General features: G+C 45.6%; 13 protein-coding genes. 3 read left to right on the top strand and 10 right to left on the bottom strand.

What is annotated here, in order from left to right; all coding sequences use genetic code 11:
* The first annotated feature begins 98 nt into the window (after positions 1–98).
* A complete protein-coding gene (locus AACX68_RS01725; protein ID WP_228858314.1) occupies positions 99–614 on the top strand; it encodes a sigma-70 family RNA polymerase sigma factor in 516 nt (171 codons plus the stop codon).
* 89 nt (positions 615–703) lie between these two features.
* Here AACX68_RS01725 and nqrM read toward each other — a convergent pair whose 3' ends face one another.
* The 8 genes from nqrM to AACX68_RS01685 all read right to left on the bottom strand — a co-directional run bounded on the left by nqrM (position 704) and on the right by AACX68_RS01685 (position 7,938).
* Positions 704–928: a (Na+)-NQR maturation NqrM gene (gene nqrM / locus AACX68_RS01720; RefSeq protein WP_228858313.1), complete on the bottom strand. Its 225-nt coding sequence runs from the start codon at positions 926–928 to the stop codon at positions 704–706.
* 11 nt (positions 929–939) lie between these two features.
* A complete protein-coding gene (locus AACX68_RS01715) occupies positions 940–1,971 on the bottom strand; it encodes an FAD:protein FMN transferase (protein WP_228858312.1) in 1,032 nt (343 codons plus the stop codon).
* A gap of 125 nt (positions 1,972–2,096) precedes the next feature.
* Positions 2,097–3,323, bottom strand: coding sequence for an NADH:ubiquinone reductase (Na(+)-transporting) subunit F (nqrF, locus tag AACX68_RS01710; protein ID WP_228858311.1), 1,227 nt, complete (start codon positions 3,321–3,323; stop codon positions 2,097–2,099).
* A gap of 15 nt (positions 3,324–3,338) precedes the next feature.
* On the bottom strand, positions 3,339–3,935 hold the full coding sequence (gene nqrE / locus AACX68_RS01705; RefSeq protein ID WP_099110774.1) for an NADH:ubiquinone reductase (Na(+)-transporting) subunit E: 597 nt from the start codon (positions 3,933–3,935) through the stop codon (positions 3,339–3,341).
* Between the two features lie 8 nt (positions 3,936–3,943).
* On the bottom strand, positions 3,944–4,573 hold the full coding sequence (locus tag AACX68_RS01700; RefSeq protein WP_099110775.1) for an NADH:ubiquinone reductase (Na(+)-transporting) subunit D: 630 nt from the start codon (positions 4,571–4,573) through the stop codon (positions 3,944–3,946).
* Complete coding sequence (locus AACX68_RS01695; RefSeq protein WP_228858310.1) at positions 4,566–5,360, bottom strand: Na(+)-translocating NADH-quinone reductase subunit C; 795 nt, start codon at positions 5,358–5,360, stop codon at positions 4,566–4,568. Before AACX68_RS01695 ends, AACX68_RS01700 begins: the two co-directional genes overlap by 8 nt.
* Positions 5,353–6,591, bottom strand: coding sequence for an NADH:ubiquinone reductase (Na(+)-transporting) subunit B (locus AACX68_RS01690; protein WP_228858309.1), 1,239 nt, complete (start codon positions 6,589–6,591; stop codon positions 5,353–5,355). Before AACX68_RS01690 ends, AACX68_RS01695 begins: the two co-directional genes overlap by 8 nt.
* Positions 6,592–6,594: 3 nt before the next feature.
* Positions 6,595–7,938 (bottom strand): Na(+)-translocating NADH-quinone reductase subunit A, encoded by a 1,344-nt coding sequence (locus AACX68_RS01685; RefSeq protein ID WP_228858308.1) that lies wholly within the window; start codon positions 7,936–7,938, stop codon positions 6,595–6,597.
* A gap of 431 nt (positions 7,939–8,369) precedes the next feature.
* Here AACX68_RS01685 and AACX68_RS01680 point away from each other — a divergent pair, with 431 nt between their 5' ends.
* On the top strand, positions 8,370–9,110 hold the full coding sequence (locus AACX68_RS01680; RefSeq protein ID WP_228858307.1) for a L,D-transpeptidase family protein: 741 nt from the start codon (positions 8,370–8,372) through the stop codon (positions 9,108–9,110).
* Here the strand turns inward: AACX68_RS01680 and AACX68_RS01675 are convergent.
* Both AACX68_RS01675 and lpcA read right to left on the bottom strand, forming a co-directional pair.
* Positions 9,081–9,848, bottom strand: a complete 768-nt coding sequence (locus tag AACX68_RS01675) for a class II glutamine amidotransferase (RefSeq protein ID WP_228858306.1) — start codon at positions 9,846–9,848, stop codon at positions 9,081–9,083. The two genes, AACX68_RS01680 and AACX68_RS01675, sit on opposite strands and share 30 nt — an antisense overlap.
* 77 nt (positions 9,849–9,925) lie before the next feature.
* A complete protein-coding gene (lpcA, locus tag AACX68_RS01670) occupies positions 9,926–10,507 on the bottom strand; it encodes a D-sedoheptulose 7-phosphate isomerase (protein ID WP_099119882.1) in 582 nt (193 codons plus the stop codon).
* Between the two features lie 258 nt (positions 10,508–10,765).
* Here lpcA and fadE point away from each other — a divergent pair, with 258 nt between their 5' ends.
* Entirely contained in the window at positions 10,766–13,207 is a 2,442-nt protein-coding gene (fadE, locus tag AACX68_RS01665; RefSeq protein WP_228858305.1) for an acyl-CoA dehydrogenase FadE, read from the top strand.
* Positions 13,208–13,243: the final 36 nt, after the last annotated feature.

Raw genomic sequence — 13,243 nt, 5'->3', positions numbered from 1 at the left:
TAATTTTTAAGAGGGTTATCACTATAATCTACTATTGACTTCCATAAATAAATAAAAATAATAATCATTATCAAATTTATTCATTCAGGCAATATCACATGGCTGTGCAAAAAAGCACATTCGGACACAATGAAATAGCCCGTCAGCTTTATAACGAATATCACGAATGGCTGCTGAGCTGGATCAAACAGAACTGTGCCAGTCTCAACCATGCAGAAGACCTCACCCATGATGTGTTTATCAAATTGATGCAATATCCGGATATGGCTGAGATCCGTTATCCCAAAGCGTTTTTAATTACCATCGCTCGCAGAACCATCGCTAATTATTACCGCCGAAAAAAGCTCGAAGAGAATTATTTGGACTATATCAGTGCAGTGCCGAAAAACACGTCCTATCCAACAGAACATCAGCTTGTGCTGCTGGAGCAATTAGAAAGGATAGATAGCACGCTTGATAAGCTACCAATAAAAGTCAGACAAGCATTTCTGCTGACTCAGCTGCAAGGGATGCGCTATAAAGAAGTCGCAGAAGATCTTGGGATCTCCATGAGTTCGGTAAAAAATTACTTACAACAGGCGCATAAAAGGTGCCACCCTTTTAATACACTATAAAAAATAAAACCCGCTGCTTTTTCTGACAGCGGGCTATTTCAAATTACTTCAAATCCCATTTCTCAATTGATTTGAAAAACGAAAATACATCAGATAATGCGGTTTTTCTCTAACTGAGCAAGGCGAGAAGCTTCTCTTGCTTCACGCTTTTTACGAGCATCGCAGGGTTCAGGGCAATCACAAACTTTCTCAACACCGATGCTTCCCAAACCGCCGCAACTTCCCTGAATGCTTTTGCGCTTAAAAATATAACCTAACGCCATTCCCGCAAAGGCCAGCAGGAAAAAGATAAAGGCTGCGATAAAGACTTCCATAACCTTCCCTCTTATTTCTTCTGTTGTAAATAGTGCTTAAAGGCCGGGCTATAACGTTCTTCAAAACCATCTTTAGTTTTGACAATCATAAAGACCGGAATGTTCAGCTTCTCAGCCATTTCCATACCCTTTTCCGGCCCCAGAACATCTATCCCGGTAGAAAAACCATCAGCACTCATACAGCTTGGAGCAATAACCGTGATTGAAACCAGATTGTGGGCGATAGGTCGGCCTGTTTTAGGATTAATCGTGTGTGAATAACGCACGCCGTTCTGTTCAAAGTAGTTACGATAATCACCTGATGTTGCTACAGCCATATTACCCGGCGCAATAATTTCCTGAGCACTTTGCGTCATTCCGCTATCGGAGGGTTTTTCAATCGCAATTCTCCAAGGTGTTCCTTTTCCATTATTACCTGCCGTGCGAACTTCCCCCCCAATATCAACCATGTAATTACCGATATTCTGAGAAGCCAGATATTCCGCCACAACATCAACGCCATAGCCCTTAGCAATGGAAGAAAGATCAACATACAACTCAGGAATGGATTTAATCAGGCTATTGCCTTCAACAGATAGCTTATCGATGCCAATCCATGCGCGACGTGTTGCCAGTTCGTCCTCTGTTGGTGCTTTCGTTACGCGCCCTTCCGGCCCGAAACCCCACAGATTTACTAATGGCCCGACAGTGACATCCAGCGCACCATCCGTCAGCTTATTAATGCGGATGGCTTCTTTAACAACCTTAGCGGTGGCTGCCGATACCGGAAAAGGCGTATTCACTTCACGGCTTTGATTAAAACGACTCAATTCAGAATTTGGTCGGTAAGTGGACATCTGGTCGTTTACTTCCTCCAGTAAACGATCAATCTCTTTTTGCATGTTTTCCGGAGAGGGGACTGATGAATCAGCAACATATTTGACGGAGTAATAAGTCCCCATCGTTTGCCCACTCAGATTCTGCTGTTCAGGGCCACCACATGCTGACAACAGCATAGCCGCCAGTAGCATTACACCCCAGTTGATAATTTTTTTATTCAACATAACTTACTCTTTCTGAATCGTCAGCGCCCACAAAATGTGGGCGCTTATCGTTAAATCAAAGTGTTATATATCCGCACAATTTACTGCCATTGTGGGGGATATATATCATGGCCTGATTCAAATTATCAGCCACCGAAATCATCCAGCAGGATGTTTTCATCTTCTACACCAAGATCTTTCAGCATCTTAATGACTGCTGCGTTCATCACCGGAGGCCCACACATGTAGAACTCACAATCTTCCGGTGCCGGATGGTCTTTCAGATAGTTTTCATACAGGACATTGTGAATAAAGCCAGTGTAACCATCCCAGTTATCTTCCGGCAGCGCATCAGACAATGCCACGTGCCATGTAAAGTTCTCATTTTCTGCCGCCAGCTGATCAAAATCTTCGGTATAGAACATTTCGCGCTTAGAACGAGCACCATACCAGAAAGTGATCTTACGCTTGGAGCTCAGTCTTCTCAGCTGATCAAAGATATGCGAACGCATTGGTGCCATACCTGCGCCACCACCGATAAAGACCATCTCTGCATCAGTATCTTTCGCAAAGAACTCACCGAATGGGCCGGAAATAGTGACTTTATCACCCGCTTTCAGTGACCAGATATAAGAAGACATGATACCCGGTGTCACGTCAGGATTTCTTGGCGGCGGTGTTGCAATACGCACGTTCAGCATAATGATGCCGTGTTCTTCCGGGTAGTTCGCCATAGAATAGGCACGAACAGTCGGCTCACTGACTTCGGATACATAGCGGAACAGGTTAAATTTATCCCAGTCTTCGCGGTACTCATCCGGTACATCAAAATCGGAATAACGGGCAACATGTGGAGGACATTCTATCTGAATGTAACCACCCGCGCGGAATGGTACAACTTCTCCGTCAGGAATTTTCAGTTTCAGTTCCTTAATGAAAGTTGCTTTATTATCGTTAGAGATAACTTCACATTCCCACTTTTTAACGCCGAATATTTCTTCCGGCAATTCAATTTTCAGGTCCTGCTTAACATTAACCTGACATGCCAGACGGCAGCCTTCTTTCGCTTCGCGCTTGTTAATGTGAGACAGTTCAGTAGGCAGGATGTCACCACCACCGTCCTTGATTTTTACACGGCACTGACCACAAGAACCGCCGCCGCCACAAGCAGAGGAAACGAAAATCCCCTGATTAGCCAGCATTCCCAATAATTTGTCACCGGCAGGAGCAGTAAAGCTTTTATCCTCATCGCCGTTGACTTCAACTTTAATATCCCCGGTGTTCACCAGCTTCGATTTTGCGAACAAAATCATTGCTGTCAGTGCCAACACAATCAGGGTAAACATTACTACGCCTAGAATGATTATATCCATGAATTCTTCCCGCCTTTAGAGCTGCACGCCGGAGAAGGACATAAAGCCCAATGCCATCAGCCCGGTGGTAATAAAGGTGATCCCCAGTCCTTTCAAACCTGCCGGAACATCCGCATATTTCATTTTTTCACGGATTGCGGCCATCAGAACAATTGCCAGCATCCAGCCCATACCTGAACCGAAACCATATACGATGGATTCGCTGAAGTTATAGTCGCGCTGGGCCATGAAAGAAACACCACCAAAAATCGCACAGTTTACCGTAATCAACGGCAGGAAAATCCCCAATGCGTTGTAAAGGGCGGGAACGTAGCGGTCGAGGATCATTTCCAGTATCTGTACCAGTGCGGCAATCACACCGATAAAGGTAATGAAGTTCAGGAAGCTCAAGTCAACGCCATCAATCAGAGCGCCATCACGGAGTACCAGATTGTAAACAAGGTTGTTGGCAGGAACCGAAATCCCTAAAACAACCGTTACGGCAACGCCCAAACCAAAAGCGGTTTTTACGTTTTTGGATACCGCCAGAAAAGTACACATACCGAGAAAGAAGGATAACGCCATATTCTCGATAAAGACGGCACGGACAAACAAACTAATATAATGTTCCATGTTGCCTGTTACTCCTTATCAACCTGCTCAGGCTTCAGAGTCCGCAGACCCCAAATCAGCATACCAATGATGAAGAATGCACTTGGTGCCAGCAGGAATAAGCCATTAGGCTGATACCAACCGCCATTCTTGATGGATTCCATCACTGTAATGCCCAACAGTTTTCCTGAGCCAAACAGCTCGCGCAAAAAACCCACCAGCAACAGAATGACACCGTAGCCCAAGCCGTTACCGATACCATCCATAAAGCTTTCCACCGGTGGTGCTTTCATGGCGTAGGCTTCTGCGCGGCCCATTACGATACAGTTAGTGATGATAAGGCCAACAAACACAGATAACTGTTTTGAGATTTCATAGGCATACGCCTGTAAAATCTGGTCTACCACAATAACCAGCGATGCGATGATCGCCATCTGTACGATGATTCGCACGCTGCCAGGAATGTAGTTACGAATCAATGAAATAAAGAAGTTAGAGAATGCTGTTACCAGTGTTACAGCAATCGTCATTACCAGAGCAGTTTCCAGTTTGGTTGTTACAGCCAATGCTGAACATACTCCCAAAACCTGCAATGCTATCGGGTTATTATCAAATAACGGCCCAAGCAGGACGCGTTTTATCTCTTTGCTATCAGCCATCTTTCAGGGCTCCCTCGCGTACTTTTTTCAGGAACGGACCAAAACCGTTATCACCCAACCAGAAATCAAACATATGCTGAACACCGTTGGAAGTCAGAGTCGCTCCGGACAAACCATCTACACCGTAAGGATTATCACCGGCTCCACCACGAACGATCTTAATCGCCGGAGCACCTTCCGGGTTATACAGTTTTTTACCAACCCATTGCTTACGCCATTGTGGGTTATCAACTTCACCACCCAGACCCGGAGTTTCGCCGTGAGAATAGTAAGTAATGCCGCGAGATGTTACGCCATCCACATCAATAGAAATAAACGCATACATCATTGACCACAAACCTGAACCGTAGACTGGCAATACCAGCTCAGTTGTTTTTCCGTGATCATCTTTTACCAGATAGATTTCTGCCATATCAGCGCGACGGCGGATTTTTGCCAAATCCTGTTTCGATGATAAAGCGATACTAGTTTCATCACTGCGCAGAGCATTATTCAGGTCAAACTTACCATCACTTTTTTCAAGTGCTGCCGTTTTCAAATTGAGTAATTCAGGCTGAATACGACTGTCATAAACTTCTTTAATTTCTGCTGTTGTCATATCTGGCTTGAGCAAACCGGCAACATCCAGAATATTACGCTGCTTATCCAGCAGTTTCTGTTCCTGCTGCTGCGCTTTCAAACCTACGGCTGAACCAGCAACGACAATCGAACATACAAGGCACAGCACAAAAACAACGAGAAACGTTCTGCCGATGCTGTCATTATTTTTTGGTTTATCATTAGCCACGGGCTTTTCTCCGCTTAATATTGGCCTGCACGACCAGATAATCGAACAGTGGCGCGAACAGGTTAGCGAACAGAATCGCCAACATCATCCCTTCTGGGTAAGCTGGGTTCACAACCCGGATCAGAATACACATGACCCCGATCAGAATACCGTATGCCCACTTACCTTTATCCGTAAATGCAGCGGATACCGGGTCTGTAGCCATAAAGATCATGCCAAATGCGAAACCACCCAGAACCATGTGCCAGTACCAAGGCATAGCAAACATCGGGTTAGTATCTGAACCAATGGCATTAAACAGATAGGACATGGCAACCATACCGACCATGACACCAGCAACGATGCGCCATGAAGCGATACGGGCAAACAAAATGATGGCACCACCGATGAAAATCATCAGAGTGGAAACTTCACCTACTGAACCCGGAATGTTACCAAGGAAAGCATCCATCCATGTTACAGGCTGGCCTGAAATGGTGTTCATCAGAGCGTGCTGGCCTGCATTCGCCCACTGAGATAGCGGAGTTGCACCAGAAAATCCATCAGCCGCGGTCCAGACCAGATCACCTGAAATTTGCGCAGGATAAGCAAAGAACAGGAAAGCACGGCCTGCCAGTGCTGGGTTAAGGAAGTTACGCCCGGTTCCGCCAAAGATTTCTTTTGCGACCACAACACCAAACGTAATACCCAGTGCCGCCTGCCATAACGGCAGCGTTGGCGGGACAATCAGTGCGAACAGAATTGAGCTGACAAAAAAGCCTTCGTTGATTTCATGTTTGCGGATAATGGCAAATAAAACTTCCCAGAAGCCACCAACGATAAAAACAACCGCATAAATTGGCAGGAAATAGGTTGCGCCCAACAGCATTTTGCTGGCCCACCCTGCATCCGGTGTCAGTGATGCACCAAGATACTGAGCCAGCATGTAATGCCAGTCTGAAGACAGAACCTGCTGTAATGCCTCCCCGCTGTATAGATGAGTCAGGGCTGGTATCGCCTGATTCCCGACGTTATACATTCCCCAGAACATCGCCGGAAAAACAGACATCCATACCAGAATCATCATACGCTTGAGATCGATGGCATCACGAACGTGAGTTTTCCCTTTTGTCACCGTGCCCGGCGTGTAAAAGACGGTGCTCACTGCCTCATAGAGAGGATAATATTTTTCCAGCTTGCCACCGGCCTCAAAGTGATGTTCTACTTTTTCAAAATAATTTTTCAGGCCCATGAATTACCCTTCCTGCTCAATCTTAGTCAGCACTTCACGCAGTACCGGACCATACTCATATTTACCCGGGCAAACATAAGTACACAGTGCCAAATCTTCTTCATCTAACTCCAGACAACCCAGAGCCTGAGAACCATCAGTGTCCCCAGCCAGCAGATCACGAAGCAAGTGAGTAGCCATGATATCCAGTGGCATTACTCGCTCGTAGTTGCCGATTGGCACCATGGAGCGATCTCCGCCATTTGTGGAAGTTGAGAAAGCAAACCGCTTCTTTTTCAGGAAATGGCCGATGGTGGTGCGGGTAATGGAGAATTTATTCGTACCGGGAGCTATCCAGCCAAACAACTCTTTCTCACGGCCTTCAGACAGAACAGATACCAGAGTGTGGAAACGGCCCAGATAATGATGAGCTTCATCTGATTTAGCGCCACACAGTACTGAACCGGAAATAATACGGTTTTCACCCTCTTTCAGCTGACCGTGAGTCACTTCCAGCAAGTCAGCACCCAGACGGGAACGAACCAGACGCGGTGTTTTAACCTGCGGCCCTGCCAGAGAAATGACGCGATCAGTATACAATTCACCGGTTGTGAATAGCTTACCGATAGCAATAACATCCTGATATCCGAGATGCCATACTGCTTTCTGAGCACTGACCGGTTCAATGAAATGAATATGTGTTCCAACCAACCCAGCAGGATGCGGACCGGCAAACTGGCTGTAAGTAATTTGTGGGTTGTTCCCCGATGCCGGAATTTTCCCCGCGCCGTGACAAACGTGGATTTTTCCTTCCGTCAGTTTTGACAGAACATTCAGACCATCAACAAAAGCCTCTTCTTGTGTTGCAATAACAACGGACGGATCAGCCGCCAGTGGCTGAGTATCAATTGCCGTAACAAAGATTGCCTTTGGTGTGGAGCCTGGAGCAGGAGAACGACTGAAAGGACGTGTACGTAATGCCGTCCACATTCCTGATGAAAGCAGGTTTTTTTCTACCTGTTCACGAGTCAGCCCTGCAAGTTCTGTACGCTCATAACGATCAAACGCTATTTTTTCGTCGCCATTAACCTCAATCACAACAGATTGCAGTACACGGCGCTCTCCACGTCCAATGGTTACAACTTTCCCACTTGCGGGACTGGTAAATACTACCCCTGGATTCTTTTTATCTTCAAAAAGAATTTGCCCTTTTTTAACATGCTCACCTTCCTTAACCAGCATAGAAGGACGCATTCCAACATATTCTTCGCCTAATAAGGCGACATGGCGAATTGTCGGACCATCTTCTATAACTTGGGCAGGCGCTCCTGCTATCGGGAGGTCGAGTCCTTTTTTAATTTTAATCATAAGATTTGCACAAGTTTATCAGTTAAATCATATGCTACAGCTCACCCTGTGGTATTTCCGCAGGATGATGCAGCGACTTCAGTAATAAAAAACAGCTTGAGCGGCATATATCTCAAGTTATTCATGCCGATAATCGTTACAATATTCTCTTAAGTTTCGCCGGCAACGATTCTAACATTTCCCCCAAACGCTGTCTGACTAATCGAGTGATTTAGCTCAAGCAAATAAGAATAATTTCTCTGCTGAACCGTTAACTACTCGATAAAGCCGAGCACAATCATCACTTTTCCCTACTACGGAGGGCTTTTTAACCAGACTGTCTTTTTATGGGTACAAAATATTGTTGTTATATTTACTCAGCATATTGCCACGACATGATAACCTCAATCGCAGGATGTCATTAAGTTATTACCTTCTTAGGTGGTTATATTATGAAAAAAAATATTCTTTATTTTTCGCTTAGCTGGTTTCTCGTTAGTGTACCAGCATTTACTCAGGCTCAGGGCTGGTTATCAGGCAGTAAACAATTAAGTGAAAAATCACCATTAAAACAGCTCGGTTCTGATATCTTCATTCAAATATTCAAAGAAGAAAAAGTACTTGAACTCTACACCAAAAACAGCACAGGCCATTATCAATTAACCCGGCAATATCCTATCTGTAATTACTCCGGAGGGCTTGGACCTAAGACCCTGAAAGGGGACTTAAAAAGCCCGGAAGGTTTTTACCACGTCAGCCTTAAACAGTTAAAACCCGACAGCAGCTACTACCGGGCCATTAATATAGGCTTTCCCAATCAATTCGATAAATACCGGGGTTATTCCGGCAAGAATTTAATGATCCATGGTGCATGTAAATCTATTGGCTGCTATGCCATGACCAATCTTTATATGGATGAAATATACCGATATGCAGAAAGTGCGCTTCATCGTGGGCAACGAGAAATTAAAATTGACATTTACCCCTTCAGGATGACGCCATCAAATATGAAGCGCCATCACAATAACGTCAATTACCCATTTTGGGAACAGTTGCAGCCAGCTTATGAATATTTCGTTCAACATAGCACACCTGCAACTGTTAAAGTCATCAGAGGACAATATGTTTTAAATCAGGTAGCTCAGCCAGACAACCAAACTCCATCAGACTATGCGTTCACCAAGGTGAAATAATGCATAACTTCCCGGCTCAATTTTATGCCAGTCTTCGTTATGCGTTAAAGGTAAAGTTGCAATCACGGATACCACATCATCAGGCTGCGTATGTTCCTGAAAATCAATTTCAATATCCTGATCAAGCAATTTTGCTTTACCGAAAGGTGAACGACGGGTAATCCAGTGCAATTGTGTCGAGCAATAAGCCAGCATAAATCGCCCGTCCGATAGCAGCATATTGAACACGCCTTTTTCCCGAAGTTCATCTGCCAGTGATGCGATGAAACGGAATACCGCTGGCCAGTTAGAAGGCCGTTTAGGATATTTCACCGACAACTGATGTAGTATCCAGCAAAATGCCCACTCACTGTCAGTTTCACCAACCGGACGATAATTTCCCGTTTTCAGGTTACGATGCCCTTTCAATTGACCGTTATGGGCATAAGTCCAGTATCTTCCCCATAATTCACGGGTAAACGGATGAGTATTCACAAGGGATACATTGCCGCGGTTAGCCTGACGAATATGGGCAATAATAGCCTCTGATTTGATCGGATAGCCCTGAATAAAACGGGCAACAGGAGAATGATAACAGGGCTGGTGATCTTTGAAGGTTCGATATCCAAGACCTTCATAGAAAGTAATTCCCCAGCCGTCCCTGTGAGGGCCCGTATTCCCGCCCCGCTGGATCAGACCGCTCAAACTGAAAATGATATCCGTTGGCACATTGGCACTCATGCCAAGTAATTCACACATTGCCTACCTCTAACCTGAACCTGATACCTTGTTAACGCTGGTTTCTGTTAACACTGGTTTCTATTAACACGCTGCAATCAGGCTTTTACCATCTCTTTTTCGATTAACTGAATCAAAATATGGATAACTTTGATATGAATTTCCTGAATACGATCCGCGTAACCGAAATGAGGCACACGAATTTCAACATCCGCTGTCCCGGCCATTTTGCCGCCATCTTTACCGGTCAGGGTGATCACCTTCATCCCTTTCGCACGGGCAGCTTCAATTGCCTTAATAATATTACCGGAATTACCTGAGGTTGAAATTCCGAGCAGAACATCACCTTGCTGGCCAACAGCTTCGATATAGCGGGAAAACACATAATCATAGCCAAAATCATTACTCACGCAGGACAGGTGGCTGGGATCAGAAATAGCGATACCCGGGTATCCCGGACGGTTTTCACGATAACGGCCTGTCAACTCTTCCGCAAAATGCATGGCATCACAATGTGAACCACCATTGCCGCAAGAAAGTACTTTTCCTCCCGCTTTGAATGAATCTGCCAACAAAACCGCCGCTTTTTGAATAGCATCAATATTGGCATTATCGTTGAGAAAGTTGGTCAGTGTCTCTACGGCTTCAGATAATTCACTGCGGATCAGATCTTGATACATGGGGCTCATACTCCTGAAAGGAAATGTCTTCGGGATTAATAATAACAGTTATTGAGTGTAACGGATTCCCCCTCCTGAAAGAAGATTTCATTACACCCCGACGAAACTATCACAGCAAAAACAGCAATCACTTTGTGAGCTAGATTGTAATTAAGATGTAAATATATTGATAAAAGCCTTTTCCTCATCTAAAAAAGAAGAACAACACAACAGGTCAGACCTCTGACAACTCAACCTGAGATTTACAGGAGTTTTACTATGACCGTCCTCAGTATCATCTTATTTTTAGCCTTAATTGGCGGGCTTTGTTACCGCAAAGTCAGCCTGACTGTTAGCAGCCTGCTGCTTATTGCCTATACATTCATTATGGGTGTTACCGGCTTATGGAGCTACTGGCTACTGCTGCCACTCGCTATTATTCTGTTCCCTCTTGTTTTCACCCCGACCCGAATCTCTTTATTCTCCGCTCCCGGCCTGAAAGCATTCCGTAAAGTTATGCCAAGCATGTCCAGAACAGAGAAAGAAGCTATTGATGCAGGTACAACATGGTGGGAAGGTGATTTGTTCCGTGGCAATCCTGACTGGAAAAAATTGCACAATTACCCTAAACCGCAACTCACTGCTGAAGAACAGGCATTCATTGATGGCCCTGTGGAAGAAGCCTGCCGTATGGCAAATGATTTCCAAATCAGCCACGAATTAGCTGACTTGCCTCCGGAACTGTGGGCTTACCTGAAAAAACATCGCTTCTTTGCGATGATCATCAAGAAAGAATATGGCGGTCTGGAATTCTCAGCTTACGCTCAATCACAAGTGCTACAAAAACTGTCTGGTGTCTCCGGTATTCTGGCAATCACTGTCGGCGTACCTAACTCGTTAGGCCCGGGTGAATTATTGCAGCACTATGGTACCGATGAGCAGAAAAAACATTACCTGCCCGGTCTTGCCCGTGGCGAAGAAATTCCCTGTTTTGCTCTGACCAGCCCGGAAGCCGGTTCTGATGCAGGTGCAATTCCGGATACTGGTGTCGTCTGTATGGGCGAATGGCAGGGTGAACAAGTTCTTGGTATGCGCCTGAACTGGAATAAACGCTATATCACTCTTGCACCTATCGCGACTGTACTGGGGCTGGCATTCAAATTGTATGACCCGGACCATTTACTGGGTGAGACTGAATCTCTGGGCATTACCTGTGCTCTTATCCCAACCAATACCCCGGGTGTTGAAATCGGTCATCGCCACTTCCCGCTGAATATTCCATTCCAGAACGGGCCAACCCGTGGTCAGGATATTTTCGTTCCTATCGATTACATTATTGGTGGGCCGAAAATGGCTGGGCAAGGCTGGCGTATGCTGGTTGAGTGTTTATCAGTTGGCCGTGGTATCACTCTGCCGTCCAACGCAACTGGCGGGCTGAAAAGTATCGCTATGGCTATCGGTGCTTACTCTTACATTCGCCGTCAGTTCAAACTGCCTATCGGCAAAATGGAAGGTATTGAAGAACCACTGGCCCGCATTGCCGGTAACTCTTACCTGATGGATGCAGCAGCAACGATGATCACAAGCGGCATTATGCTGGGTGAAAAACCTGCCGTTCTGTCGGCTATCGTGAAATATCACTGTACCCACAGAGGTCAGCGTGCAGTCATTGATGCAATGGATATCGCTGGTGGTAAAGGTATCTGCCTTGGCCCATCTAACTTTTTGGCCCGTTCTTATCAGGGTGCACCTATCGCCATTACTGTAGAAGGTGCGAATATCCTGACCCGTAGCATGATTATCTTTGGTCAGGGCGCCATTCGCTGCCATCCTTATGTACTGGCTGAAATAGCTGCGGCTGAAAAAAATGATGTCAAAGCATTTGATAAAGCGCTGTTTGGTCACCTCGGACATGTTGCCAGCAATACCCTGCGCAGCCTCTGGTTAGGTATTACTAATGGCAGAACGAGCAGCACACCGGTTAATGATGCAACCCGCCGTTACTATCAGCTCATCAATCGCCTGAGTGCCAACCTTGCCCTGATGTCTGATGTCTCCATGGGAGTATTGGGTGGCAGCCTGAAACGCCGTGAACGTATCTCAGCCCGTCTGGGCGATATTCTGAGTCAAATCTTCCTGGCAAGTGCCACTTTAAAACGCTATGAAGATGAAGGACGCCAGAAAGAAGACTTACCATTGGTACAATGGGCAGTAGAAGATGCTCTGTATCAGGCGGAACTGGCTCTGCATGATTTACTGCGTAACTTCCCTAACCGTCTGGTAGCTGGTTTAATGCGAGGAATTGTCTTCCCTCTGGGTCGTTCACGCACTGCTCCAGCGGATAAACTGGATCACAAACTGGCTCAGATATTACAGACTCCTTCTGCAACCCGTGATCGGATTGGTCGTGGTCAGTATCTGACACCAAGCGAGCATAATCCTCATGGATTACTGGAAGAAGCCCTGCATGACGTTATTGCCGCAGAGCCTATTCATGCCCGCCTGAGCCGTGAAGCAGGCAAAAATCTGGGCTTTACACGTCTGGATCAGTTAGCTGAAAAAGCATTATCTGATAATAAGATCACCAAAGAAGAAGCTGATATTCTGAAACGAGCGGAAGCCAGCAGACTGCGCTCAATCAATGTTGATGAATTTGAAGCAGACGCACTCTCTGTACCTAACGCAACAAAAAAAGCGAATAAGCAAATCAAAGCGGCTTAATGCTGATACAAGTGATAAGTAAATAGTAAACAAAGC

Origin of the sequence: Xenorhabdus sp. PB61.4 (assembly GCF_963894935.1) — a bacterium.
Classification (GTDB): Bacteria; Pseudomonadota; Gammaproteobacteria; order Enterobacterales; family Enterobacteriaceae; genus Xenorhabdus; species Xenorhabdus stockiae.
Note: the sequence above shows the minus strand (reverse complement) of the source record. Positions and strands in the feature narration are given on the sequence as shown.

Coding starts and splice junctions, on each gene's coding strand:
- AACX68_RS01715 (WP_228858312.1), bottom strand. CDS start 1,971: ATGTTGAATAAAAAAATTATCAACTGGGGTGTAATGCTACTGGCGGCT.
- AACX68_RS01685 (WP_228858308.1), bottom strand. CDS start 7,938: ATGATTAAAATTAAAAAAGGACTCGACCTCCCGATAGCAGGAGCGCCT.
- AACX68_RS01725 (WP_228858314.1), top strand. CDS start 99: ATGGCTGTGCAAAAAAGCACATTCGGACACAATGAAATAGCCCGTCAG.
- AACX68_RS01700 (WP_099110775.1), bottom strand. CDS start 4,573: ATGGCTGATAGCAAAGAGATAAAACGCGTCCTGCTTGGGCCGTTATTT.
- AACX68_RS01675 (WP_228858306.1), bottom strand. CDS start 9,848: ATGTGTGAATTACTTGGCATGAGTGCCAATGTGCCAACGGATATCATT.
- nqrF (WP_228858311.1), bottom strand. CDS start 3,323: ATGGATATAATCATTCTAGGCGTAGTAATGTTTACCCTGATTGTGTTG.
- nqrE (WP_099110774.1), bottom strand. CDS start 3,935: ATGGAACATTATATTAGTTTGTTTGTCCGTGCCGTCTTTATCGAGAAT.
- nqrM (WP_228858313.1), bottom strand. CDS start 928: ATGGAAGTCTTTATCGCAGCCTTTATCTTTTTCCTGCTGGCCTTTGCG.
- lpcA (WP_099119882.1), bottom strand. CDS start 10,507: ATGTATCAAGATCTGATCCGCAGTGAATTATCTGAAGCCGTAGAGACA.
- AACX68_RS01680 (WP_228858307.1), top strand. CDS start 8,370: ATGAAAAAAAATATTCTTTATTTTTCGCTTAGCTGGTTTCTCGTTAGT.
- fadE (WP_228858305.1), top strand. CDS start 10,766: ATGACCGTCCTCAGTATCATCTTATTTTTAGCCTTAATTGGCGGGCTT.
- AACX68_RS01690 (WP_228858309.1), bottom strand. CDS start 6,591: ATGGGCCTGAAAAATTATTTTGAAAAAGTAGAACATCACTTTGAGGCC.